Annotated in this window: 22 protein-coding genes; 13 read left to right on the forward strand and 9 right to left on the reverse strand. The window is 69.3% G+C overall.

Translation table 11 applies throughout. The features are described from left to right. Positions 1 to 123 precede the first annotated feature (123 nt). From MQH10_RS22650 to MQH10_RS22660, 3 genes are all read left to right on the forward strand, one after another. Positions 124 to 945, forward strand: a complete 822-nt coding sequence (locus MQH10_RS22650; RefSeq protein WP_242566253.1) for a sterol desaturase family protein — start codon at positions 124 to 126, stop codon at positions 943 to 945. 48 nt (positions 946 to 993) lie between these two features. After that, positions 994 to 1,419: a helix-turn-helix transcriptional regulator gene (locus tag MQH10_RS22655; RefSeq protein WP_242566254.1), complete on the forward strand. Its 426-nt coding sequence runs from the start codon at positions 994 to 996 to the stop codon at positions 1,417 to 1,419. A 102-nt stretch (positions 1,420 to 1,521) separates the two neighbouring features. Continuing rightward, positions 1,522 to 2,064, forward strand: a complete 543-nt coding sequence (locus MQH10_RS22660; protein WP_242566255.1) for a DUF4199 domain-containing protein — start codon at positions 1,522 to 1,524, stop codon at positions 2,062 to 2,064. A gap of 5 nt (positions 2,065 to 2,069) precedes the next feature. Here the strand turns inward: MQH10_RS22660 and MQH10_RS22665 are convergent, their stop codons facing one another. Both MQH10_RS22665 and MQH10_RS22670 read right to left on the reverse strand, forming a co-directional pair. Further along, on the reverse strand, positions 2,070 to 3,728 hold the full coding sequence (locus MQH10_RS22665; protein WP_242566256.1) for a response regulator: 1,659 nt from the start codon (positions 3,726 to 3,728) through the stop codon (positions 2,070 to 2,072). A 17-nt stretch (positions 3,729 to 3,745) separates the two neighbouring features. Continuing rightward, entirely contained in the window at positions 3,746 to 5,305 is a 1,560-nt protein-coding gene (locus MQH10_RS22670) for an ATPase domain-containing protein (RefSeq protein WP_242566257.1), read from the reverse strand. Between the two features lie 145 nt (positions 5,306 to 5,450). Here MQH10_RS22670 and MQH10_RS22675 point away from each other — a divergent pair, with 145 nt between their 5' ends. From MQH10_RS22675 to MQH10_RS22690, 4 genes are all read left to right on the forward strand, one after another. Beyond that, positions 5,451 to 5,705, forward strand: a complete 255-nt coding sequence (locus MQH10_RS22675; protein ID WP_242566258.1) for a hypothetical protein — start codon at positions 5,451 to 5,453, stop codon at positions 5,703 to 5,705. An 83-nt stretch (positions 5,706 to 5,788) separates the two neighbouring features. Beyond that, on the forward strand, positions 5,789 to 6,175 hold the full coding sequence (locus MQH10_RS22680; RefSeq protein ID WP_242566259.1) for a glycine zipper domain-containing protein: 387 nt from the start codon (positions 5,789 to 5,791) through the stop codon (positions 6,173 to 6,175). A gap of 9 nt (positions 6,176 to 6,184) precedes the next feature. Further along, a complete protein-coding gene (locus tag MQH10_RS22685; RefSeq protein ID WP_242566260.1) occupies positions 6,185 to 6,691 on the forward strand; it encodes a hypothetical protein in 507 nt (168 codons plus the stop codon). A gap of 40 nt (positions 6,692 to 6,731) precedes the next feature. Beyond that, positions 6,732 to 7,700 (forward strand): hypothetical protein, encoded by a 969-nt coding sequence (locus tag MQH10_RS22690; RefSeq protein ID WP_242566261.1) that lies wholly within the window; start codon positions 6,732 to 6,734, stop codon positions 7,698 to 7,700. Here the strand turns inward: MQH10_RS22690 and MQH10_RS22695 are convergent. Next, positions 7,697 to 10,258 (reverse strand): HWE histidine kinase domain-containing protein, encoded by a 2,562-nt coding sequence (locus tag MQH10_RS22695; RefSeq protein ID WP_242566262.1) that lies wholly within the window; start codon positions 10,256 to 10,258, stop codon positions 7,697 to 7,699. The genes MQH10_RS22690 and MQH10_RS22695 overlap by 4 nt on opposite strands. After that, entirely contained in the window at positions 10,251 to 10,808 is a 558-nt protein-coding gene (locus tag MQH10_RS22700; RefSeq protein WP_242566263.1) for a biliverdin-producing heme oxygenase, read from the reverse strand. Before MQH10_RS22700 ends, MQH10_RS22695 begins: the two co-directional genes overlap by 8 nt. 113 nt (positions 10,809 to 10,921) lie before the next feature. Here MQH10_RS22700 and MQH10_RS22705 point away from each other — a divergent pair, with 113 nt between their 5' ends. The 3 genes from MQH10_RS22705 (at position 10,922) to MQH10_RS22715 (ending at position 14,347) form a co-directional block, all read left to right on the forward strand. After that, positions 10,922 to 11,644 (forward strand): Crp/Fnr family transcriptional regulator, encoded by a 723-nt coding sequence (locus MQH10_RS22705; protein ID WP_242566264.1) that lies wholly within the window; start codon positions 10,922 to 10,924, stop codon positions 11,642 to 11,644. A 233-nt stretch (positions 11,645 to 11,877) separates the two neighbouring features. Next, positions 11,878 to 13,692: a hypothetical protein gene (locus tag MQH10_RS22710; protein WP_242566265.1), complete on the forward strand. Its 1,815-nt coding sequence runs from the start codon at positions 11,878 to 11,880 to the stop codon at positions 13,690 to 13,692. A 361-nt stretch (positions 13,693 to 14,053) separates the two neighbouring features. Next, entirely contained in the window at positions 14,054 to 14,347 is a 294-nt protein-coding gene (locus MQH10_RS22715; RefSeq protein ID WP_242566266.1) for a hypothetical protein, read from the forward strand. Between the two features lie 181 nt (positions 14,348 to 14,528). Here MQH10_RS22715 and MQH10_RS22720 read toward each other — a convergent pair whose 3' ends face one another. Continuing rightward, positions 14,529 to 14,945, reverse strand: coding sequence for a hypothetical protein (locus tag MQH10_RS22720; RefSeq protein ID WP_242566267.1), 417 nt, complete (start codon positions 14,943 to 14,945; stop codon positions 14,529 to 14,531). Positions 14,946 to 15,209: 264 nt separating this feature from the next. Between MQH10_RS22720 and MQH10_RS22725 the strand changes: the two genes are divergently transcribed. After that, positions 15,210 to 15,572: a hypothetical protein gene (locus MQH10_RS22725; protein ID WP_242566268.1), complete on the forward strand. Its 363-nt coding sequence runs from the start codon at positions 15,210 to 15,212 to the stop codon at positions 15,570 to 15,572. 112 nt (positions 15,573 to 15,684) lie between these two features. On the opposite strand, the gene MQH10_RS22730 is transcribed toward MQH10_RS22725, so the two are convergent. The 3 genes from MQH10_RS22730 to MQH10_RS22740 all read right to left on the reverse strand — a co-directional run bounded on the left by MQH10_RS22730 (position 15,685) and on the right by MQH10_RS22740 (position 17,487). After that, positions 15,685 to 15,897 carry a hypothetical protein gene (locus MQH10_RS22730; protein WP_242566269.1) on the reverse strand — a complete coding sequence of 71 codons (213 nt, stop codon included), beginning with the start codon at positions 15,895 to 15,897 and terminating at the stop codon, positions 15,685 to 15,687. Between the two features lie 442 nt (positions 15,898 to 16,339). Beyond that, positions 16,340 to 17,035 (reverse strand): VIT1/CCC1 transporter family protein, encoded by a 696-nt coding sequence (locus tag MQH10_RS22735; protein ID WP_242566270.1) that lies wholly within the window; start codon positions 17,033 to 17,035, stop codon positions 16,340 to 16,342. A 71-nt stretch (positions 17,036 to 17,106) separates the two neighbouring features. Further along, positions 17,107 to 17,487, reverse strand: coding sequence for a nuclear transport factor 2 family protein (locus MQH10_RS22740; RefSeq protein WP_242566271.1), 381 nt, complete (start codon positions 17,485 to 17,487; stop codon positions 17,107 to 17,109). A gap of 128 nt (positions 17,488 to 17,615) precedes the next feature. Here MQH10_RS22740 and MQH10_RS22745 point away from each other — a divergent pair, with 128 nt between their 5' ends. Further along, positions 17,616 to 19,004: an alginate export family protein gene (locus MQH10_RS22745; RefSeq protein WP_242566272.1), complete on the forward strand. Its 1,389-nt coding sequence runs from the start codon at positions 17,616 to 17,618 to the stop codon at positions 19,002 to 19,004. A 13-nt stretch (positions 19,005 to 19,017) separates the two neighbouring features. Continuing rightward, the gene (locus tag MQH10_RS22750) at positions 19,018 to 19,872 is read left to right on the forward strand and encodes an HTH domain-containing protein (protein ID WP_242566273.1); all 855 of its coding nucleotides are present in this window, start codon (positions 19,018 to 19,020) and stop codon (positions 19,870 to 19,872) included. A gap of 25 nt (positions 19,873 to 19,897) precedes the next feature. Here MQH10_RS22750 and MQH10_RS22755 read toward each other — a convergent pair whose 3' ends face one another. Next, positions 19,898 to 20,665, reverse strand: coding sequence for a terminase small subunit-like protein (locus tag MQH10_RS22755; RefSeq protein WP_242566274.1), 768 nt, complete (start codon positions 20,663 to 20,665; stop codon positions 19,898 to 19,900). Positions 20,666 to 20,765 lie beyond the last annotated feature (100 nt).

The following is a 20,765-nucleotide window of genomic DNA, read 5'->3' on the forward strand; positions in this document are numbered from 1 at the left end:
GTCCACCCCTTTCCCTTCAAGGTTATCAAGCGGTTAAGCCTAAGGCTTCGGGCGCCGCTTAAGACTTGCGTAGAGTCTGGCGGCTAGGCTTTCGCCCAGACTTCCGAGCCGACGCGAGCCCCTATGACCTTGAACCCCGCCCTGACGGCCTATCTGCAGCCGGCCCTTGAAATGGGCGCCCTGGCCGTCGGGTTCTTCCTCCTGTCCCTGCTGGTCAAGGGCGCGCGCGCCGTGTCCGACGCCCGCGCCGCCGCCTCGGAAACCCGCAACAATATCGCGCTCTATGTGCTCGACACCCTGACCGTCGCCCCGGCGCTGACGCTGGCCACCGCCACGGTCTACGCCCTGATGCATGCCCCCGGTGCGGTCTATGCCGGCGAGGTGATCTGGACGCGCGTGGGGCCGATCGGCACGGGGATCGCCGCCATCGCGATCTGCGACTTCCTGGGCTACTGCAACCACCGGCTCTATCACACCGCCCTGCTCTGGCCGTCCCACGCCATCCACCATTCCGACACCAAGCTCAGCTGGTTCAGCCTGGTGCGGATGCATCCTTTCGACCGCATCGGCACCCTCATCGACCTGATGGGCATGGTGCTGCTGGGCCTGCCCGACTGGGCGGTGATCCTGGCGGTCTCGGTTCGCCACTACTGGGGCCACCTGATCCACGCCGATGTGCCCTGGACGCTCGGGCCGCTGGAGAAAGTGTTCATCTCGCCGGCCATGCACCGCTGGCACCACGCCCTGGAGCAGCGCGGCGCGGGCGTGAACTTCGCCACCATCTTCTCGCTCTACGACCGGATCTTCGGCACCTGCTACGCGCCGGGCCCGTGCCTGGCGCCCACCGGCATTGACGACGACGTCGCCCCTGGCGTCATCGGCCAGTACCTGCACCCCCTGCGCACCTGGTTCCCGGCGCTCAGGACGCCTGTGACCGCGGGCTGATCGCGCCCAGGGCGGTTGACGCCCGCCCAGCTTCCCGCACCATGGGTCATGACCCGCACGGTCCTGCCGACCATCCTGATTTGGGCGCTGATCCTCGCCGCCGGGGCCTTCGCCCTGCGCTGGATGGAGTTCCAGTACTTGGCCCGCGCCTTCCCCTGGCGCGTCTATATCGGCCTGATCGGCGCGGCCTTCGCGGCCGGCGGCGTCTGGGTCGGCTGGCGTCTCGCGGCCCGCGCGGCCCCCGCTCCTTTCGCGCGCAATACCGCCGCTCAGGCCGCGCTCGGCGTCACCGGCCAGGAGATGAAGGTGCTCGAGCACCTCGCCGCCGGCCGCTCCAACAAGGAGATCGCCCAGGCGCTCGGCCTCTCGCCCAACACCATCAAGACCCACATCGCCAATCTGTTCGCCAAGCTCGAGGTCGCCCGCCGCACCCAGGCGCTCGCCAAGGCCCGCGACCTCCACCTGATCCCGTAGAGGGGCCAAATCGTCGAAATCACCCTTTCGGGCGATGGCCCCAGGCTCGCGCCACGGCCAGGCTTGCGGCATCCTCATCCAGCTCGTTCAGGGAGCCACGGCATGCCCCGCTACATCCTCACCTATGGCCTGATCTCCGGCCTGATCGTCATCCTCGGCATCATCGGGACCATCCTCGCCTCCCACGGCGGCCCGCCCCATTCCGATGTCTGGCTGGGCTATCTGATCATGCTGGTCGCGCTTTCGGCGATCCTCGTCGGCGTGAAGCGCTATCGCGACCAGGCGCTGGGCGGGGTGATCGGCTTCCTGCCGGCCCTGGGCATGGGGCTCGCCATCGCCGTCGTCGCGGGCCTCGCCTATGTGGCGGTGTGGGAGGTCTATCTGGCGCTGACCCACTACAGCTTCATGGAGATCTATGTGACCCAGGCCCTGGCCGCCAAGCGCGCCGCCGGCGTCACCGGCGAGGCCTATGCCCGGTTCGCCGCCCAGATGGAGACCATGCGCGTCCAGTACGCCAATCCGGTCTACCGCCTGCCCATGACCTTCGCCGAGATCTTCCCGGTGGGCGTGGTCATCGCCGTGATCAGCGCCGCCCTGGTGCGCAATCCCCGCTTCCTGCCCGCCCGCTCGCGGCCGGTCGGTTAGGCCGCTCAGTCCGCGTCCACGGGGGGCTGCAGCGCCTCGCGCACCGCAGTCTGCAGGGCGTTGATGCGGAACGGCTTGCGCAGCAGTCCGCCCTGGTCGACCACCTTGTCCACCGCGTCCATGTCGGCATAGCCGGTGGCCAGGATGATCGGCAGCCGGGGCGCCTTAAGGCGGACCTTCTGGATCACCTCGACCCCGTTCATGCCGGGCATGGCGTAGTCGACGATCAACAGGTCCGGGGGATCGTCGCCCAGGCTGGCGAGGCCCGCCTCGCCGTCCGAGGCCTGGCTGACCTGGTAGCCCAGCATCTCCAGGCACTCGACGATGAACTGGCGCACGGCGGTGTCGTCGTCGATCACCAGGATGCGGCCCTGGCCCTGGGAGGACAGCGGCGCCTCGACCGCGTGCCCCGCCCCGACCGGCGCTGGGACGGCCAAGGGCAGCCAGATGGAGAACTGGGCGCCCGCCCCCTCCTCGGTGTCGATCGTCACCGTGCCGCCCGACTGGCGGGCGATGCCGAACACCTGGCTCAGACCCAGCCCCGTGCCCTTGCCGATCGGCTTGGTGGTGAAGAACGGGTCGAAGATCTTCGAGATCAGGTGGCGCGGCACGCCGGTCCCGGTGTCGGCCACCCGGATCACGCCATAGTCACCGGCCGCCAGCTCGGCGTCTGCCGCGCTCAGGCGCGCGGTCTCCAGGGTCAGGACCCCGCCGTCGGGCATGGCGTCGCGGGCGTTGATCGCCAGGTTCAGGATCGCCAGCTCCAGCTGGTTCTCGTCGGCCATGGCCCACGGATCCTCGGGCGACAGCCGCGTCTCGATGCGCACCTGCGGCCCGATGGTGCGGATCATCAGGTCGTTCATTCCCAGGATCAGGGCGTTCAGGTCCACCGGCCGCAGCCTCAGCCGCTGGGTCCGCGAGAAGGCGAGCAGCTGGTGGGTGAGCTTCGCCGCCCGCTCCGCCGCCTCCGCCGCCAGCCGCGCCTGGCGCAGCAGCCGCTCCTCCTCCGTCCGCCGCTGGATCATGTCCAGATTGCCCAGGATCACGGTCAGCAGGTTGTTGAAGTCGTGGGCGATCCCGCCCGTCAGCCGGCCGACCGCCTCCATCTTCTGCGACTGCACCAGGGCCGCCTGCGCCCGTTCGCGCTCGGCGATCTCCTGCATCAGATGGTTGTTGGCCTCCGACAGCTCCGCGGTCCGGGCCAGGATACGGCTCTCCAGGGTGGCGTTCAGATTGCGCATGGCCTCCTCGGCGGCCTGCAGCTCATCCAGCCGCCGCCGCGCCTCATACTGCCGCCGCCGCACCCGCAGGGCCGAGCTGACGGCACTCGACAGGGTCTCGCCGTGGATCGGCCGCTCCAGCACCACCACATTGCCCAGGGCCGCCAGGGTGCGCAGCGCCTCCGGCCCCCGCCGTCCCGACCGCTTGGTGGCCAGCAGGATGAACGGAAAGTCCGACCAGGCCGGCTGCCGCGCGATCCAGGCCGAAAGGCCCGAGCGGTTGGCGTCGCCCAGGGACTCCTCGGTGATCAGGGCCGTGCCCCCGCCCACCGCCAGGGCCTGGGCCAAGCCGTCGGGGCTGTCGCAGACCTCGCACTCATGGCCCTGCCGGGTCAGAAGCTGGGCTATGACCTGGGCGTCGCGACCGCGCAGCGCCAGCAGCAAGATGCGTTCCTCGAGGTTCACCCCGCGCCGACCGCGGTCTCGGAGCTCAGCAGGGGCGTCGCCCCGCTATAGGTCGGCAGGCCGCTCATCACGCCCTCGAAGTCCTTCAAAGGCTCGCCGATGATGATGCCGCCCGACGCCAGCCGGAACTCGCGGATGCTGGCCTCGTGCGCGGTGGTCCGGCTCTTGGCCACCGATATGGCCTTCAGCATGCTGCCCTGGGCCTCGAAATAGCGGAACAGCACGATGGTGTCGGACAGATAGCTGAGATCCACCTCCGAGCGGATCTCGCCGACGATGCCGTGCTGGCCCAGGATCAGGACGGTGATCACCCCCTGCTGGTTCAGATAGCTCAGCATCTCGTGCATCTGCAGCATCAGGTACTTCTCGCCCGGCATGGCCTGGAGGAAGGCGTTCAGGCTGTCGATGACGATGAACTTGACGCCCTCGGTCTCCACCGCCGCCCGCACCCGGCTGGCGAACTCGCCGGGCGACAGCTCCGCCGGATCGATCTGGAAGACCTGCAGCGCGCCGGACTCCAGATGCGGTTCGAGGTCCAGGCCCAGCGCGCGCGAGCGGGCCAGCATGGTCGTCTTGCCCTCGTCGAACAGATAATAAGCCGCCTTGTCGCCGCGCTCGATCGCGCTCACCGCGCAGCGCACGGCCGTGCTGGTCTTGCCGACGCCCGAAGGGCCGTTCAGCAGGGCGTTGGTGCCCACCGACAGGCCGCCGCCCAGCATCTGGTCCAGCCGCTCAAGTCCGGTCGTCACCAGGGACTCGGAGAAGTCCGTATGGTGCTCGGCCGCGATCAGCCGCGGGAACACCGACACCCCGCCGGTCTCGATGACGAAGTCGTGGAAGCCGCCGCGATACTTCACGCCGCGCATCTTCACGACCCTCAGCCGCCGCCGCTCCGCGCCATATTCCTGCGCCGACTGCTCCAGGGTGATCACCCCGTGGGCGATGCTGTGCAGCTGTAGATCGCCGGGGTCGGAGCTGCGGTCGTCCAGCATCAGGACCGTGCAATTGCGGGTCGAGAAGAATTGCTTCAGCGCCAGGATCTGGCGGCGATAGCGCAGGGAGTTCTGGGCCAGCAGCCGCATCTCCGACAGGCTGTCGAACACCACCCGGGCCGGGCGCAGGCGGTCGACGCAGGCCATCACGCCTTGGATGGTCTCGCCGAGCTCGACCTCCGAGGGCTCCAGGATTGACTGCTCGCTGTCAGGGTCGAGCCCCTGCTCATTGACCAGCTCGAACAGCTCGATGCCGTCCAGGTCCCAGTTGTGGCTGCGGGCGACCTCGGTCAACTCGGCCGCGGTCTCCGACAGGGTGATGTAGAGGCCGCGTTCGCGGCGCTTCACGCCCTCCAGCAGGAACTGGAGCGCGATGGTGGTCTTGCCGCTGCCGGGCGTGCCTTCCAGCAGATAGGCGCGGTGGCTGGTCAGGCCGCCGCCGAGGATGGTGTCCAGCTCGGCGATCCCGGTCGAGATCCGCGGCGGTGGGGCGAATGTGGTCACAGGTGGCATGGCTTCCACGGGTGGCGCGCAACAGCGCAGGTCGAGGAGGTAAACGACCATTCCGCGAAATGGCTCCTCCCCGACGGGCGCGGCCGGCCCGCAATCCGCCCCGGCCCGCGCCGCGGCCGACCCCGCGCTCTTTTCAATCCGCGGAACCGGGCGCATGATTTCCGCCAGGGAAATCAGAACAATGGGAGGAAACCTTATGGCGTCCGAGTTCCCGATTCACACCCCCGAGGTCGTCGAGCACGAGCGGGCCTATCACACCTTCAACATGGTCCTGCGCTGGTCGATGCTGCTGCTCGGCGTACTCGTCCTGACCCTCACCCTGTGGTTCGCCACCCCGGCGGGCTTCTGGGGCGCGGCGATCATCGGCGCGATCGTCTTCGGCCTGGGCTACGTCTTCCTGGTCCGCCACGAGGCGCATCAGCCGCTGGACGTCTGGACCGAGGGTCGCTGATCCTGCCCCGTTTCTGACGGCCACGCATCCCTTCGGCGTCCCGGGCGTTAGCTTGGCCAGGGACGTCTGAAGGAACCTGCGTAATGCGATCGATCTTGATGATGGCCGGGCTGGCTGTGCTGATCACCACGCCCTCCCTGGCCCAGGCCAGAACCTACTGCGACGAACGCGGCCATGACCGTAAGGTCGCCGGAACCATGCTGGGCGCCGTCGGCGGCGCCCTGATCGGCAACGCTGTCGCCCCGCGCGGCGGCGCCCTGATCGGCGGGATCGGCGGCGCGGTGGTCGGCAACCAGCTGGCGCGCACCAAGTGCTACAACCGCTCGGCCCGCTACCAGAGCAGCGGCCGGGTCTATGCCCGCCCGTACAACAGCGAGTACGTCCAGGCCGGCAATTGCCACATGGAGACGCGCGCCTACTACGACGACCGCGGTCAGCTGATCCAACAGCCGACCCGCGTCTGCGAATAGGTCTGCGCCATGACCCCCGTCCGTCTGCTCCCCCTGGTCGCGGTCCTGGGGCTCGCCGCCTGCGGCCAGCCCGTCGCCCGCGGCATCTGCACCCCGTTCCCGACCACCCCCTCGGCGGCCGCGTCAGGCGCGCCGGCCCCCGCCCCCGCGGTCGGTGACCCCGCCGCGCCGGTCGAGGACTGCGTGCACCGCTGGGCCTACAGCCTGGCGGGCTCCAGGGATTCCGCCGACGAGGTGGCGGCCGCCACGGTCGCGGCCTGCTCGGGCCAGCTCTCCCGCTGGAACCAGCAGACCCTGGCCCCGGCCGCCCAGGCGGACGCGGTCAGCCTGGTCACCGGCGAGGCCACCGGCCCGATCGCGGCGCACCATGAGTTCGCCGCTCCCGCGCCCTGTTCTACGTCGTCCAGGCCCGCGCCGGCCGCTGCGCCCCGCCGCCCCCGCCCAAGGCCGGGGCCGTCGGCTAGGACGGCGCCGCCGCGGTTTGCCCCTTGCCCCCTCCGGGGCGAAGCAGCCTAGGGTCCTCCCCGTCGGCCTCCGCCGGCGACGGAGCAGACCCATGGATCGGCAAGCCGCGGCGACCCTGTTCGCCCAGGCCCGCGAGGCCCTGGCCCTCGGCCGCACGGCCGAGGCCGAGGCCGGCCTGCGCCGCCTGCTCGCCGTCCTGCCCGACAATCACCAAGTGAAATATCATCTGGGCGAGGCCCGCCTGGCCCAGGGCGATTTCGCCGAGGGCTTCGCCCTCTATGAGAGCCGCCGGTTCCTGCGCGGGGACGGTCCCAAGATCACCCAGGCGGCCTGGCGCTCCGGCGAGCCCTGGACCGGCCAGCCCCTGGCCGGCAAGACCATCCTGCTGCTGGGCGAGCAGGGGTTCGGCGACCAGATCCAGTTCGTGCGCTTCGCCCTCCAGGTCCGCGACCTGGGCGCCCAGGTGCGGTTGTGCGTGGTCCCGCCCCTGCTCGGACTGTTCTCGGGGCTGGGCTTCGAGATGCACCCCCTGGCCGCCTGGGCGCCGCTTCCCGAGGCGGACTACTGGTGCCCGCTGATGAGCCTGCCCTATCGGCTCGGCGTCACCCTGGAGACCCTGCCCTCCGCCCCCTATCTGCGCACCCCCGACCACGGGGTCGGCGACTGGTCGCAGATCCGCGGAATCGGCTACGCCTGGCATGGCAGCCGCACCCACCCCAATGACGCCAACCGCTCCATGCCCTCGGCCGCCGGGCTGGAGGCCCTGGCCCCGGACATGGTCGACATGACCGAGCCGCGCGGCGGCTTCCCGGACTCCGCCGCCATCCTCGACCGCCTCGACCTGCTGATCACCGTGGACACCGCCATCGCCCACCTGGCCGGGGCCATGGGCCGGCCCTGCTGGGTGCTGCTGCCGGCCATCGGCTGCGACTGGCGCTGGCTGCAGGACCGCGCCGACACGCCCTGGTATCCGTCCCTGAGGCTCTATCGCCAGCCCGCCCCCGGCGACTGGGACAGCGTCATCGCCCAGGTCCGGGCCGACCTCGCGCGGGGGCTCTAGGCGCCGTCATCGGCGTCGCCGGGCGACAGGCCCTCCAGAACCGGGATCAGGTCCTTCAGCGTATAGGGCTTGGTGATCACCCGCGCCGCCTGGTGCTGCGGGCCGAGGTTCAGGGCCTCGCCATAGCCCGTGGCGAACACCACCGGCTTGCCCTGGGCGATCAGGATGTCCGCCACCGAGACGCTGGTCTCCTTGCCCAGATTGAAGTCCAGCACGCCCAGGTCCACCTCGCGCGTGGCCAGCAGGGCATGGGCCTCGGCCACCGATCCGGCCACCAGCACCTCGCGCGCGCCGAGCGTCAGGAGCGACGCCTCGCACTCCAGGGCGATCATCAGGCTGTCCTCGACCAGCAGGACCACCAGATCGCGCAAGGGCGTCGCCTCGACCGGCGGGGTGTCGAGCCCCGCCGCGGGCGGCATGAGGTCGGCCGGCTCGCCGGCGGCCAGGAACCGCTCGGGCACGGTGAACTCGGCCTCCAGCCCGCCGAGCGCATAGCGCAGCTCCGCCCGCCCCCCCAGCTCGTGGGGCACGGACCGTTCGATGATCGTCGAGCCGAACCCCCGGCGCGCGGGGGCCGCGACCACCGGCCCGCCCAACTCTCGCCAGGTCAGGATCAGGTCGCCGGCTGTGTCGCGCCGCCAGTCGATCTCCACCCATCCACTGTCCGACAGCGCCCCGTACTTGGCCGCATTGGTGACCATCTCGTGGATGACCAGGGCCATGACGGTGAAGGCCTCGGGCGCCAGCCGCACATCCTGGCCCAGCACCCGCACCCGGTCCCGCCGCGCGCCCAGAAAGGCGCTGGCCTCGGTCAGGATCAGCCCGGTCAGGCTGGCCGGCGCCATCCGGTCGGCGGTCACCTGGTCATGGGCCCGGGCCAGGGCCTGGACCCTCAGGTCCAGGGTCAGCATCATGTCCTGGCCGTCGCCGGGGCCTTGCCGCGTCTGCGACACCAGTCCGCGAATGAGCGCCAGGATGTTGCGCACCCGGTGGTTCAGCTCGGCGATCAGCAGGGTCTGGCGCTCGTCCGCCCGCTGCCGCTCCTGGCCGGCGGCCTCCGCCAGCCGCAGCACCACCTCCAGCAGGGCCCCGCGCAGGGTCTCGGCGATCCGGAGCTCGGCCGGGGTGAAGGGCGCGGCGCGGCCCCGGACCATCTGCGACCATTCCTGGAAGCTGGTCCGCGGCGACAACCGGCCGCCGTCGGCCTGGGCGGGCTTCTGCGGGTCACCCGCCCAGCGGATCGCCCGGAGCAACTCGGGGCGGAACAGCACCACATAGTCGCGGGGGGATCTGGAAATAGGGATCACCAGCATGCCGGCGGCCCGCGCGGCATAGGCCGAGGCGGCGGGCAGCAGGTCGGCCAGATGGTCGGTGGCGTAGATCTGGTTGCTGGCCCGGCGGTTCAGCACCGCCAGCAGGGCCAGGAACTCCGCCCGGTCCGGGGTCAGGCCCGACAGGGACACGATTCCGTCGATCAGCACCCCAACCCCCTCGCTGGGGATCGCCTCGCCCACCACCCCGCCGAACCATTCGGCGTCGGCCATCTGGCCCGCGTCCTGGGCGATGGTGGCCAACAGGCGGTCGGCGACGGCGCGCGCCTTGCGCTCGTACTCGGCCTCGGCGGTGCGCTCGCGGCTCTCCAGCATCAGGGAGAACATCGCGCCGAACAGCTCGGCCGCCGTCCGCTCCACGAAGCTGGGCCGCCGCGGCGTCAGATTGTGACAGGCGAACAGCCCCCACAGCCGCCCCTCCACCACGATGGAGATCGACAGCGAGGCGGCGACCCCCATGTTGCGCAGGTATTCGATATGCACCGGCGACACCGCCCGCAGCACCGACAGCGACAGGTCGAGCGGCGCGCCCTCCGGGTCGAGCTGCGGCGTGATCGGCGACGGCGTCGCCTCGACGTCGGCGATCACCCGGAAGATGTTGCGCACATAGAGCGCCCGGGCCTGGATCGGGATGTCCGAGGCCGGGAAGTTCAGGCCCAGATAGCTGTCCACCCCGGTGCGCCGGGCCTCGGCCATCACCTCGCCGCTGCCGGTCTTGTCGAACCGATATACCATGGCCCGGTCGAAGCCGGTGAGCGCCCGCACCTGGCGACAGGCTTCGTGCAGGAAGTCGCGCAGGGTGGGCGTCTGGCGCACCCGCGACATCATCCCCCGCACCAGGGCGCTGGCGTCGGCGCGATCCGGCGCGGCGGGCTCGGCCTCAACCACCAGGTTCGGGCCCGAGAAGTGGATCGCCAGGTCATAGGGCGGCCCGCCCTCGGTCAGGGCCACGTCAAATCCCCGCTCCACCGCGTCCGGCCCGCGCAGCACCGCGGCCATGTTGCGGATCACGTGGATCGCCTCGGCGCAGAACAGGTCCGTGGCCGCCCCGCCCAGCACCTCCTCGGCCTCGCGGCCCAGGAAGTCGACGAGGTTCGCCGAGGCGCGGGTGACCAGCCAGTCGCCGCCGAACGCCACCAGGAAGCCGAAGGGCTGCACGAACCCCAGCTGATGGATCGGCTCGCGGTCGCAGTCGGTCAGGTCGATCTCGGGGGTCGGGCTATGCATCGACCGGCGCCGCGAGGCAGGCCTCGAAGGCGGCGAAGGCCAGGTCGGCGCCGGCCACGCAGCGCGCCGCCTCGGCCGGCGTCAGCTGCGCGGCGTCGAGGGCGTCCACGAAGGCCGGCCAAAGGGCGGCGCAGTCGGCCTGGTGCGCCAGGTGCTGCGCCGCGAAGCTCTCGGTCAGGCTCAGCCGCCGCGCCCAGGCGCGCAGATGGGTGGCCCCCAGCGCCGACCCCGCGAGCACATAGCCCACCCCCCAGAGTCCGGCCGCGTCCGGGGTCGGGCCCGTCCAGCCGGGTGCGCAGGCCTCGGGCGCCAGGTCGAGATCCAGGAGATCGGCCGCCATCCGTCCGGCGCTCGCCGGTATTAGCCAAGGCCCGACAGGTGACGCCTCGGAGAAGATCAGGGCCTCAAGCGCCGAACGGGCCCGCCAGGCGCCCAGAAGATAGGTCTTGTACCCGGCGAGATCTTTGAACAGCGGCGCGATCCGGCCATCGAGACGGTCGTGACGCGCCCGGGTCTCGTCACGCAGTCGAAATCGCAGGTGCGACGCCATTCGGGAACCTGGACTGACCTTGGAAGGTTAAAGGCGGTCCCAGGTCGTTAACACGGCCAAGATTCGAGCGTCTATGCACAAGAGCACACAGGCGCGGACGGAGGAGCTGTACGGTGTCAACGGCCACGCTTGATGAAATCGCCACCAACAGCCTGTTGTCTATTCTGGTCGACCACGATCAACGCCGTCTGGCGCCGCATCTTCACAGCTTCGACTTGAAGGCCGGCGCGATATTGCAGCACGCGGGCGACGATGTTGTTCACACCTGGTTTCCCTGCGGCACGGCGCTGGCCTGCTTCTTCGTGAGCGCCGACACCGGCGACGCCGTCGAGGTCGCCGTCGTGGGATCGGAGGGCGCGGTCGGCGGCATCGTGTCCAACGGCGCCGCCCCGGCCTTCGCCACCGCCCAGGTGCGCACCGGCGGCCGCTTCCTGCGGATCAAGACCACCGCCCTGGAACAGGCCAAGATCGACTCCACCTCGCTGCGCCACTGGTTCGCCCGCTATTCCGACTGCCTGCTGGCCCAGGTGTTCCAGACGGCGGCCTGCAATGCGCGCCACACCATCGAGCAGCGCGCCTGCAAGTGGCTGCTCGCCACCGCCGAGCGCAGCGGCTCCAACGAGGTCGCCATGACCCAGGACGAGCTGGCCGCCCTGCTGGGCGTCGGCCGCACCTTCGTCAACCGCACTCTGCGCCGCCTGCGCGAGGCGTCCCTGCTCTCGACCCACCGCGGCAAGATGGTGATCCTCGACCGCACCCGCATGGCCCACACCGCCTGCCGCTGCGCGACCACCGTCGAGAACCATTTCGACGAGGTGCTGCACGGCATCTACTAGCCGCCGCCCCCCCGCCGTCAGGAGCCCAACGCCGATCACCCGCCCACCAGGCTGGCGCCCGCCATCGCCAGGACGGCGCCGCGTATGCCGGCCATCAGCCGCTCCATCACCGGCCCCGTGCGGATGACCACCGAAGGAGGGCCGCCCTCATCGAGGGCGCGGCCTCCCCGCCGAAAGCTTGACAGCCCGCCGGTCCTGCCACCTCAGTCGGCGAGGCGCGGGGGATTGAAATGATGGGCCAGACGACGGCGCCGACCAGATGGCGGAGCCTGAGCCGGGTGTGGCAGGTCCTGGGCCTGATCTTCGCAATATTCGTCGTCGAACAGGATATCGAATATACGCTGCGGACCGCGCACCTGCACCCCGGATCGGGCGTGCTGGGCGTCACATTCACCGCGGCGCCCAAGTTCGCGCCAGGCTATCTGAAGTTAAGCGCCGTCGCTCCGAACAGCCCGATGGCGAAGGCCGGCGCCCAAGTCGGCGACCACATCCGCTTTGATCGCCCGGCGGACTGGCAGCGGCCGCTGCGCAAGGACGAAACCCTCGGCCTCACACTCGATCACGCCGGCGTTCAGCGCCACCTCGTCGTCACCACCGCGACCGGCGACAAGGTCTTTTCCGCGGACGACCGCGCCTTCACCCTTGGCTTGGGGCTCTCCAACATCCTGCCCGCTCTCGTTGGCGGTTTCATCATCTGGCGCAGCGGGGGGCGTGGCGCCGCCCTGCTGCTCGGGCTGTCCCTGGTCGGATTCGCCAAAGCCTCTCCGGGCCCGGAGCCCTGGCTGTCCACCCCCGAAACCTATCCACCTCTGATGGGGCTGTGCGTCGTGGCGTTGATCGTCACCGGCGGGTTTTTTCTGGCCTTCCCCTTACGCTTTTACGAGGAGACTGTGGGCCCGCTGAAGCGCTGGGTCTGGCCCAGCCTGCTGGCGACGATGGCGCTGGCCAGTTTGGCAAATATTCCGGCCTCCGTGCACTATCTTCTGACCGCCCAGGCCTTGCCGGTGCTGGGAGACGGGTTTTTCGGGGTGACCGTCGGCGCCTTTGCGGCCATGGCCGGCAGCCTGGCGGCGATGATCCTCGGTTGGCGGCGCGCGAGGCCGGAGGCGCAGAAGCGCTACGCCCTGCTGCTGATCGCCTTTGGGATGATCGTCGCCATCCAGGGCGTCCTCGGTCTGTTCGCCTATGTCGATCCCACCCTCGTGGGTCCGAAAAGCCTGTTCGCGTGGGTGACGATCGCGGTCCAGGGCGTGATCGCGCCCGGCCTCTTCGCCTATGCGATCCTGCGCAACAAGGTCTTCGACCTCTCCTTCGCGCTGAACCGCACCCTGGTGTTCGGCGTGGTCAGCGCCATCCTGCTGGTGGCGTTCGGCCTATCGGAATGGGCGCTGGACAAGCTTGTCCACATCGAGAGCCGCGAAACCAACGCGCTCCTGGACGGGGGTTTGGCGCTGGGGGTGTTCCTCGCCTTTCACCATGTGCACCGCTTCGTCGAACAGGTGGTCGAGCGCCTGTTCTTCCGCCATTGGCACGAGAAGGAGGCTGCGCTGAAAAGCTTCGCCCGGCAGTCGCCGGCGTTCGAGAAGCGCGAGGCGCTGGTCCGAGCCTTCGTCGTGGAATTGCAGGCCTTCGGCGACGGCGCCGAAGCGGCGCTCTACCTGCGCGGCGCGGCCGGCGACTATGAGCTGACGGAGGGCGAGATCGCCCGGGCGCCGCGGACCATCGAAGCCGATGATCCGGTGCTGGTGCTGATGCGGACCGACCGCGGGCCGGCGGAGGTCGCGGCCACGCGCTCGACCCTGCCGGCGACGCTGGCGCTGCCGACGATCCACGGGCGCGACCTGAAGGGATTCGTCCTGCTGGGACCGAAGCCGGGCGGGCTCGAATACCGGCCGGACGAGAAGACCGCCCTCGCCGCGGTGACGGCCCAGGTGGGGATGGACATGGACGTGCTGCGGATGGAGCAGCTGGAGCAAAGCCTGGCCAGCCTGCGCGCCGCCGATCGCCGCCTTGAGGATGCGCGCCTGGCAGGAATTGGCGGCTCCTAGGGCGACGGAGGCGGACCTCCGCTCATGTGGCTTGAAGCGGGCGGTCCGAATGTTCGCAGAGGGTGGATTGCGGGCGCCGGGATTACCGATAATTTCCAAACGCGACCCCAACGGCCAGCGCTCCAGCTGCGAGAAGCAAGAACCCTCCTGCGGCCTTGAGGCCAGCCTTGGATCCGCTTGCCTATAGCCAGTTCCGAACGCCCGCGACTGCAATTTGGACCTGGAGGCTATGCTAGCTCGGCCACGGTGCTAGTGCCATTGATCTCCAAGACTTTGTATTCCGGAGAGCACCCTTCCTCAGCGCGTCAAACGAGTGGTCAGCGGACTTGCGACCTTGGCCTAAGGAAGTCAGGTTTGGCGCATGATCGGTAACATCATTGACCGCCGCAAACGCCCCTATCGATGGCGGGCGGTGAAAGCTGTCGTTGAAGCTATCGAGCACGATAACAGTGTGCCTGACGCGGATCAGGCAGCGGAAGCCGATGTGAATACGGTCGTGGATTACCACGAGCGGCTGTCGATTTCTGTTCGTGATGCGATCCTATGGGCGACCGAGCTGCCGTGTGAGGTGACCCTCTACCTCTACGACCTTGGTGGCGGACCTGAGGGGACAGTTCATTTCGACGCACAAGCCATCCGGTTCTCAGACGAGTAGGCACGAGGCCCAATATGGTCGAATTTGGTCGTGGCCCCTTCGCCTCGAGCCGGACGTTCAGCGCAACTGCCTTGCAGCGGCCGTTCCGAACGTCAGCGAAGGGTGGGAAGCGGACGTTAAGCAGCTATGAGAAGCTTGACCTCCGCCCCATCGGGCAGCCGACATTACAAGTTCAAGCCGCTTACTCTGCGGTTAAAGCGAGTATCAACTCTACACTGAAAGAATTCCAGTCGAAGCCTTTCGGCAAGCGGGCTGGAACTGTTCGCAAACGTTCGCAAAGTCCTTTTGCAAATAGGCTCGCCAATTCGGTATCCGTTCGACCTGTGAGGTCTTCTGGATCAAGTTCGACCGCGAGGCAGAGCTGTCTGAACTTGACGCCCTCTTTAGACATGACCGTGCCCAGGTTGTTGTAAGGCTTCGCGAAGCGCGAATTGTCCTCGGTGTCGACCGACACCAAGACGCCGAGAAATTCGTCAATGCCGGTACCGTAGGAGCGGCTCCCGATCCTGAGCGCCACGCGATCTTCAAGGAATGTGAGGGCGTCGGTGGCAACCGCGTGGACCTCCTCCCACACAATGCTGGTGAAGCGAACACGCATTCATGGCCTCCGTCGCTGCAGCCTAGCCAAGCGGCGCCGTCCAGCAAGCGGACATTCCCTGCGTCTCAGATGGGTCGAATGCGTTCGCGGCCCCATCTCCCGGAACCGGACCTTGGCCCAATTGCCATAAAGCGGTCATTCGGAATGTCAGCGAAGGGTGGAATGCCGACGTTGCTGCTGCAGCCACGGCCTTCGTCCCTGAACATCCTTTGGCTGAACGCTGATTGGAATCTTGCGCTTGAGCAAGTTCTAGGAGGACCTAGCTTGTACAGCATGAAAGGCCCGCCAACGACACCGTCGGCCAAGCTCCACGCATTGCCTGTGGCGCTTGAAGCGAGCCTACGCGCAATTGCCGCAAACGGCGGCGAACATGTCGATGCGCAGAGAGTCTCGATCCTTGAAAATTTGATAGATGAACTCCTGGGCGCCTCCGATCTGGACGCCGGGTCTGTCGGAGAGGTGCTTGCGGATCTCAGGAACGATTTGGCGTACTTCGTTCCGAACCCGGCTCATGGGGTCCAAGACCCTTCGTATTTCGGACCTGCAAAAGCTAGCGCTCTCGCCCTCATCGCCCTGAGTAAGATCGAGCGGCTTCTGAGGGATATTTCTCCCGCCCCAAACGCCTAGATGTCCGAAACGGGTCGATTGCGACCTTGGATCTTTCGCTCGGAACCAGACCTTCGCCCAAATGCCTTGAAGCGGGCGTTCCGAATGTCCGCATAGGGTGAGGAGCGGACGGTCACTCCCCACGCACCTGCCCTTCGTACAAGCACCACCAATATGTCGGTCCGGAGCGCAGGTGCGGATCATCACGTCCGACGTGTGGCAGCACGCCTACGACCGCTTCTGGCGATTGCCCTTCCGGATAGTCGATGAAATCCACGGCATTGCCGGTTCCGACGGCGATCGAACTGCCATCGCGGAAACGCACGGTGAAGATCGTGTACCCCATCCCGCTCTCGCCGGCCTTGTACAACTCGTCCGCAAAACGAGCCGGAAGACGTGAAGGGCTGTTGTTGATGCTCGTGATCGTTCTGACGTCGATAGACCGCTTCCCTGGATCATCTTCGGGTCAAACGCCCCAGTCTCGAAACCAAGGCCCCGCCTCCACCAAATAGACTCTGTCCTTCACGGTCCCATCGGACAGCACCACAGAGCTTGGATGGTAGAAGCCGCCACTTACGGGCACTGCCGACAACTGGCGCGCCAAATTGGGAGAAAGGGGTGGATACCTGCTGCTCATGGTCGTCCCTACAGGCGGAGCTGCGTTCGTCGCAGGCGCACGCAATGCCGCCGCCGCGAGCGCACCGAACAATGCCCGCCTGTTCATGCCCCCTCCGAGAGCTGTCTGCGAGACCCAAGCCAATCCTTAGGCTCAGACCTCCTTGCCCAACTCACCCCGCCGCCACCCCGAACAGCGCCCCGACGCCAGCCGTTAGCGCCATGGCGAAGGCGCCCCAGAAGGTGACGCGCAGGGTGGCCTTCACCACCCCGGCTCCGCCGGCCTGGGCGCCCACCGCCCCCAGGAGCGCCAGGAAGGCCAGGGAGGCGGCGCTCACCGTCCAGGTCAGCGCCCCCATCGGCGCCACGGCGGCGACGGCCAGCGGCAGGGCCGCGCCCACCGAGAAGGTCGCCGCCGAGGTCAGGGCCGCCTGCACCGGCCTCGCCGTGGTGTGTTCGGAAATGCCCAGCTCGTCGCGGGCGTGGGCGGCGAGCGCGTCGCCGGCCATCAGCTGGTCGGCCACCTGGCCCGCCAGGACGGCGTCGAGGCCGCGGCTCACATAGATCTGGGCCAGCTCCTCGCGCTCGGCCTTGGGATCGGCGGCCAGCTCGCCGCGCTCGCGGGCGAGGTCGGCCACTTCGGTGTCGGCCTGCGAGCTGACCGAGACATATTCCCCGGCCGCCATCGACATGGCCCCGGCCACCAGCCCGGCCAGGCCCGCCACCAGCACCGGCTGCCGCGTCGCGCTGGCCGCCGCCACGCCGACGATCAGGCTGGCGGTCGAGACGATCCCGTCATTGGCCCCCAGCACCGCCGCCCGCAGCCAGCCGATCCGGGCCACCAGATGCCGTTCCATATGCCGCGCCATGGGCCGTCTCCCGCAAGGTTTCGCCCCAGACTAGACCCCCGGCCCGGGCGCGGCGCGGGGCAGGATCAAATTCAGGCCCTGGCCAAGAGCTCGCCCATCTTCTGGTGCAGCATGTTGATCGCCTTCAGCGGGCGGACCATGACCTTGAAGCGGGTGATCTGATCGGCCTCGTTCCACCAGATCATGTCCACGCCATTGACCGCGATCCCGTCGAGGTCGCAGGCGAACTCCAGCACCGCCGAGCGCTCGGCGGTCCATTCGCCCAGATAGCGGAAGGTGCCGTTGTTCAGCAGCGTCATGGCGGCCTGCAGGTACTTGGCGGTGATCGCCTTGCCGACCTGGGGGGTGTGCACCACCGGGCTCTCGAACACCGCGCCCTCGGCCAGCAGGGCGTCGAGCCCGGCATAGTCGCGGGCGTCGATCAGGGCGTGCCAGCGGTGAAGGGCGGTCATGGGCGGAAGCTCCGTATGGGTTTGCCCCCAAGCGTACCAATTGTCGCGGTGCGAGGCGAATGGCGGTGTTGGCGCTTGGCCTTGGCCGGCGCGCGTGCTTGTGAACCCCGGCAAGTTCGGGGACGGGCGTGACGGTGAAGACAATGATCCGGCGCGGGGCGCAAGCCGCCCTGGCGCTCCTGCTGCTGTCGGCGGCGGGCGCGGCCCATGCCGATCCCTTCGAGGCCAAGTCCATGCGCTGGGAGGAGGACTATTCCGCCCAGGCCCGCGACCACACCCCTCTCGTCGGCCTGCAGCGGCTGAAGGTCCTGCCCCTCACCGCCGACGGCGGCATGTGGCTAAGCGCCGGCGGCGAGCTGCGCGAGAAGGTCGACATCATCCGCTCGTCCCAGCTCGGGCTCTCGGCCTATCCCGCCTATGACACCGCCACCACCCGCGCCTATCTGCACGCCGACGCCCATCTGGGCGAACACGTCCGGGTGTTCGGCCAGCTCAGCTGGGCCGACGAGGGCGGCCGGCGCGGGCCGGACCGATCCTATGACGAAAGCGGCGTCGACGTGCAGCAGCTGTTCGTCGACCTCGCCCCCGCCGCCGGCGCGCGCCTGCGGCTGGGCCGCCAGGAGCTGCCGCTCGGCGACCAGCGCCTGTCGGAGGTGCGCGAGACCTACGACCTGCGCCGCAGCTTCGACGCCGCCCGCCTGGACCTGACCGCCGCCGACGGCGCGACCCTGACCGCCTTCTCGGCCGCCCTGGTGCTCAACCACCCCGGTCCCTTCGACGACCGCGAGCAGCCCGGCGAGCGGTTCCAGGGGGTGTACACCGCCCTGCCCTCGCCCCGGACCGGCGGCGGCATCGACCTCTTCTGGCTGGAGCGCCGCCGCCGCGCCGCCGTCTATGCCGAGGGAACCGCGCCTGAGCGCCGCGAGACCTGGGGCGTCCGCGCCCACGGCGCCCACGGGGCCTTCGACTACAACCTCTATGGGCTCGCCCAGACCGGCCGCTTTGGCTCAGCCGACATCCGCGCCTGGGCGGCCAGCGCCGACCTCGGCTGGACCGGTCACGCCCTGGCCTGGTCCCCGCGGCTCAGCCTGCGCGCCGACGTCGCCAGCGGCGACGCCCGCCGAGGCGACGGCGAGATGAACAGCTTCGACGCCCCCTATCCCAACACCTCCTATCTCTCGACCAGCAGCGCCTACTGGCCGGGGAACGCCTGGTCGGTGTTTCCCCTGGCGACCCTCAAGCCGTCCCGGGCGCTGACCCTCTATCTCGGGGCCCAGTCGGTCAGCCGCATGTCGCGGGGCGACAGCTTCTACTACTCGCCCCAGGCGCCGCTCGCCCTGCCCGCCGGCCACGGCCAGGTGATGATGCGCCAGGTCTATGCCCGCGCCCGCTGGGAGCCGATCCGCGACGTCACCGTCTCGACCACCGTCATCCGCCAGTTCGCCGGCGACCCGGTCCGGGCCCGCGGCGGCCGCGACGGCACAATCATCTCCCTGGCGGCGGACTGGAAGTTCTGAGACACCGGCTCCCATGCCCGCCCCCGCCGCCGTCCGCGCCAGCGTCCACCTGACCCTCGCCTTCATCCGCATCACCCGCGGCTGCACGGGCGGCGACCTGGTGCGGGCCCTGATCTTCGCCGGCCTGATCGACGCCAATGTCGGCCACCTGGACGACAATCCCGAGACCTCCCGCCGCGCCGCCGCCCTGGACCCCGACTATCCCGACAGCCTGCGCCGCCCGATCCGCGCCCAGCGCATCGCCGAGTCCCTGGGCCTGCCGCGCCAGACCACCCGCTACAAGATCAACCAGCTCATCCAAATGGGCCTGGCGCAGGAAGGGCCGGACGGCCTGATCATCCCTTCGGCGGCCCTGATCTCCGACAGCTTCCTCCTGGGCCTGGTCGATTATCTCGCCGCCCTGGCCGCCTATGTCGCCGAGCTGGCGCCGCTCCAGGCGGTCGGCCTGGCGGCGGACGAGCGCCTGGTCGATCCCATCTGGCCGGTCTCCGGCGCCGCCATGCGCATGGCCACCCGCCACGTCCTGCGGGTGGTGGGCGAGCTGCGCGACCTGCTCGGCTTCGAGGGGCTGATGGAGGACTATGTCCTCCTGGGCCTGCTGCACGAGACCATCGCCGCCGGCGGCGGCCAGATCACCGGGGTCAGCCTGGCCGAGAAGCTCGGGGTCCCGCGCGAGACCGTGCGCCGCCATCTCGCCGCCCTGCGCGCCCAGGGCCGGCTGGAGGCCGGAGCCGGGGGCTTCTCGATCACCGCCAGCCAGCTCTCCAGCCCGCCGATCCAGGCCCTGATGGGCCGCATCGAGGGCGACGGCGCCCGCATGGTCCGCCGCCTGCGCGGCGTCGGCGCCATCGTCACGCCGACCGCCTGACGGGAGCGCCAGCCCCGCCGCACCCTCAGCACCACTCCGCCCCCACCGGCTCGCGCCAGGTCCGGGGCGGGGGTGGCGGCGGGACCTCGATCTTGTCCGGCCCCTCGCAGAACTTGCGGACCTCGACGATCACCTCGGGCTCGTCCTCGGGCGCGGGGGCGAGGCGCAGCGGCCCGTACTTGGGCGGATTGACCATGGCGATCCACCACTTCAGCGTCGCGCCCCTCAGGCTGTCGGCCTTCACCGTCACCTCGGTGGCCTCCATGGCGATCTCCAGGGCCGTGTCGAACAACAGGTCGGCGCCGGCGGCCTTGGCGTCCTCGTACATCTCGCGAAACGCCTCCTGCTGACGCAGCCAGCGAGAGATGGTCCTGGCGCAGGGCATGGCCGGATCGGCCCCGATCGCCACCACGCTCCCGCCCGCCGCCACCCGCGCGCAGACGGCCTCGGCCATGGCCTCGCTATAGGTCGTGGGCTGGCCGCCCCGCCGGTCGACCTTGCGCCTCAGGCTTCGGCGCCAGACCTTGGCCGCCTCGACCTCCCGGTCCCGCCGCAGGGCCGCGTCCCGCGCCGTCAGTTTGGCCCGCATCAGGTGCGCGGCGAAGATCGGATCGCGCTGGGCCCAGTCCCGAAAGGTCCGCCGGCATGGCATGCCCGGCGCGCGCGCCAGGGTGTGCTCGCTCTCGCCCGCCGCGATCCGGGCGCAGATCTCATGGCCCAGCTCGACCGAATAGCGCACAGGCGTGCGCACGGGCGCGCGCCCGCCCACGCCCGCGTCAAACGCGTCGTCCATGGTCGTCTCACAGATGTGTCAGGAAGACAGGCAGCCTCGCACAAAGCGCGCAAAGTCAGAACAAATACAGAACGACCAGCCACGCCGCCCCCCGCCAAAC

Origin of the sequence: Phenylobacterium aquaticum, from assembly GCF_022695515.1 — a bacterium.
Classification (GTDB): Bacteria; Pseudomonadota; Alphaproteobacteria; order Caulobacterales; family Caulobacteraceae; genus Phenylobacterium; species Phenylobacterium aquaticum.

Excerpts from the sequence above, each read along its gene's own strand:
- MQH10_RS22660 (WP_242566255.1), top strand. The coding sequence starts at position 1,522 with ATGCCCCGCTACATCCTCACCTATGGCCTGATCTCCGGCCTGATCGTC.
- MQH10_RS22650 (WP_242566253.1), top strand. The coding sequence starts at position 124 with ATGACCTTGAACCCCGCCCTGACGGCCTATCTGCAGCCGGCCCTTGAA.
- MQH10_RS22710 (WP_242566265.1), top strand. The coding sequence starts at position 11,878 with ATGGGCCAGACGACGGCGCCGACCAGATGGCGGAGCCTGAGCCGGGTG.
- MQH10_RS22655 (WP_242566254.1), top strand. The coding sequence starts at position 994 with ATGACCCGCACGGTCCTGCCGACCATCCTGATTTGGGCGCTGATCCTC.
- MQH10_RS22670 (WP_242566257.1), bottom strand. The coding sequence starts at position 5,305 with ATGGTCGTTTACCTCCTCGACCTGCGCTGTTGCGCGCCACCCGTGGAA.
- MQH10_RS22700 (WP_242566263.1), bottom strand. The coding sequence starts at position 10,808 with ATGGCGTCGCACCTGCGATTTCGACTGCGTGACGAGACCCGGGCGCGT.
- MQH10_RS22695 (WP_242566262.1), bottom strand. The coding sequence starts at position 10,258 with ATGCATAGCCCGACCCCCGAGATCGACCTGACCGACTGCGACCGCGAG.
- MQH10_RS22715 (WP_242566266.1), top strand. The coding sequence starts at position 14,054 with ATGATCGGTAACATCATTGACCGCCGCAAACGCCCCTATCGATGGCGG.
- MQH10_RS22685 (WP_242566260.1), top strand. The coding sequence starts at position 6,185 with ATGACCCCCGTCCGTCTGCTCCCCCTGGTCGCGGTCCTGGGGCTCGCC.
- MQH10_RS22730 (WP_242566269.1), bottom strand. The coding sequence starts at position 15,897 with ATGGGGTACACGATCTTCACCGTGCGTTTCCGCGATGGCAGTTCGATC.
- MQH10_RS22690 (WP_242566261.1), top strand. The coding sequence starts at position 6,732 with ATGGATCGGCAAGCCGCGGCGACCCTGTTCGCCCAGGCCCGCGAGGCC.
- MQH10_RS22720 (WP_242566267.1), bottom strand. The coding sequence starts at position 14,945 with ATGCGTGTTCGCTTCACCAGCATTGTGTGGGAGGAGGTCCACGCGGTT.
- MQH10_RS22755 (WP_242566274.1), bottom strand. The coding sequence starts at position 20,665 with ATGGACGACGCGTTTGACGCGGGCGTGGGCGGGCGCGCGCCCGTGCGC.
- MQH10_RS22750 (WP_242566273.1), top strand. The coding sequence starts at position 19,018 with ATGCCCGCCCCCGCCGCCGTCCGCGCCAGCGTCCACCTGACCCTCGCC.
- MQH10_RS22680 (WP_242566259.1), top strand. The coding sequence starts at position 5,789 with ATGCGATCGATCTTGATGATGGCCGGGCTGGCTGTGCTGATCACCACG.
- MQH10_RS22735 (WP_242566270.1), bottom strand. The coding sequence starts at position 17,035 with ATGGCGCGGCATATGGAACGGCATCTGGTGGCCCGGATCGGCTGGCTG.
- MQH10_RS22675 (WP_242566258.1), top strand. The coding sequence starts at position 5,451 with ATGGCGTCCGAGTTCCCGATTCACACCCCCGAGGTCGTCGAGCACGAG.
- MQH10_RS22740 (WP_242566271.1), bottom strand. The coding sequence starts at position 17,487 with ATGACCGCCCTTCACCGCTGGCACGCCCTGATCGACGCCCGCGACTAT.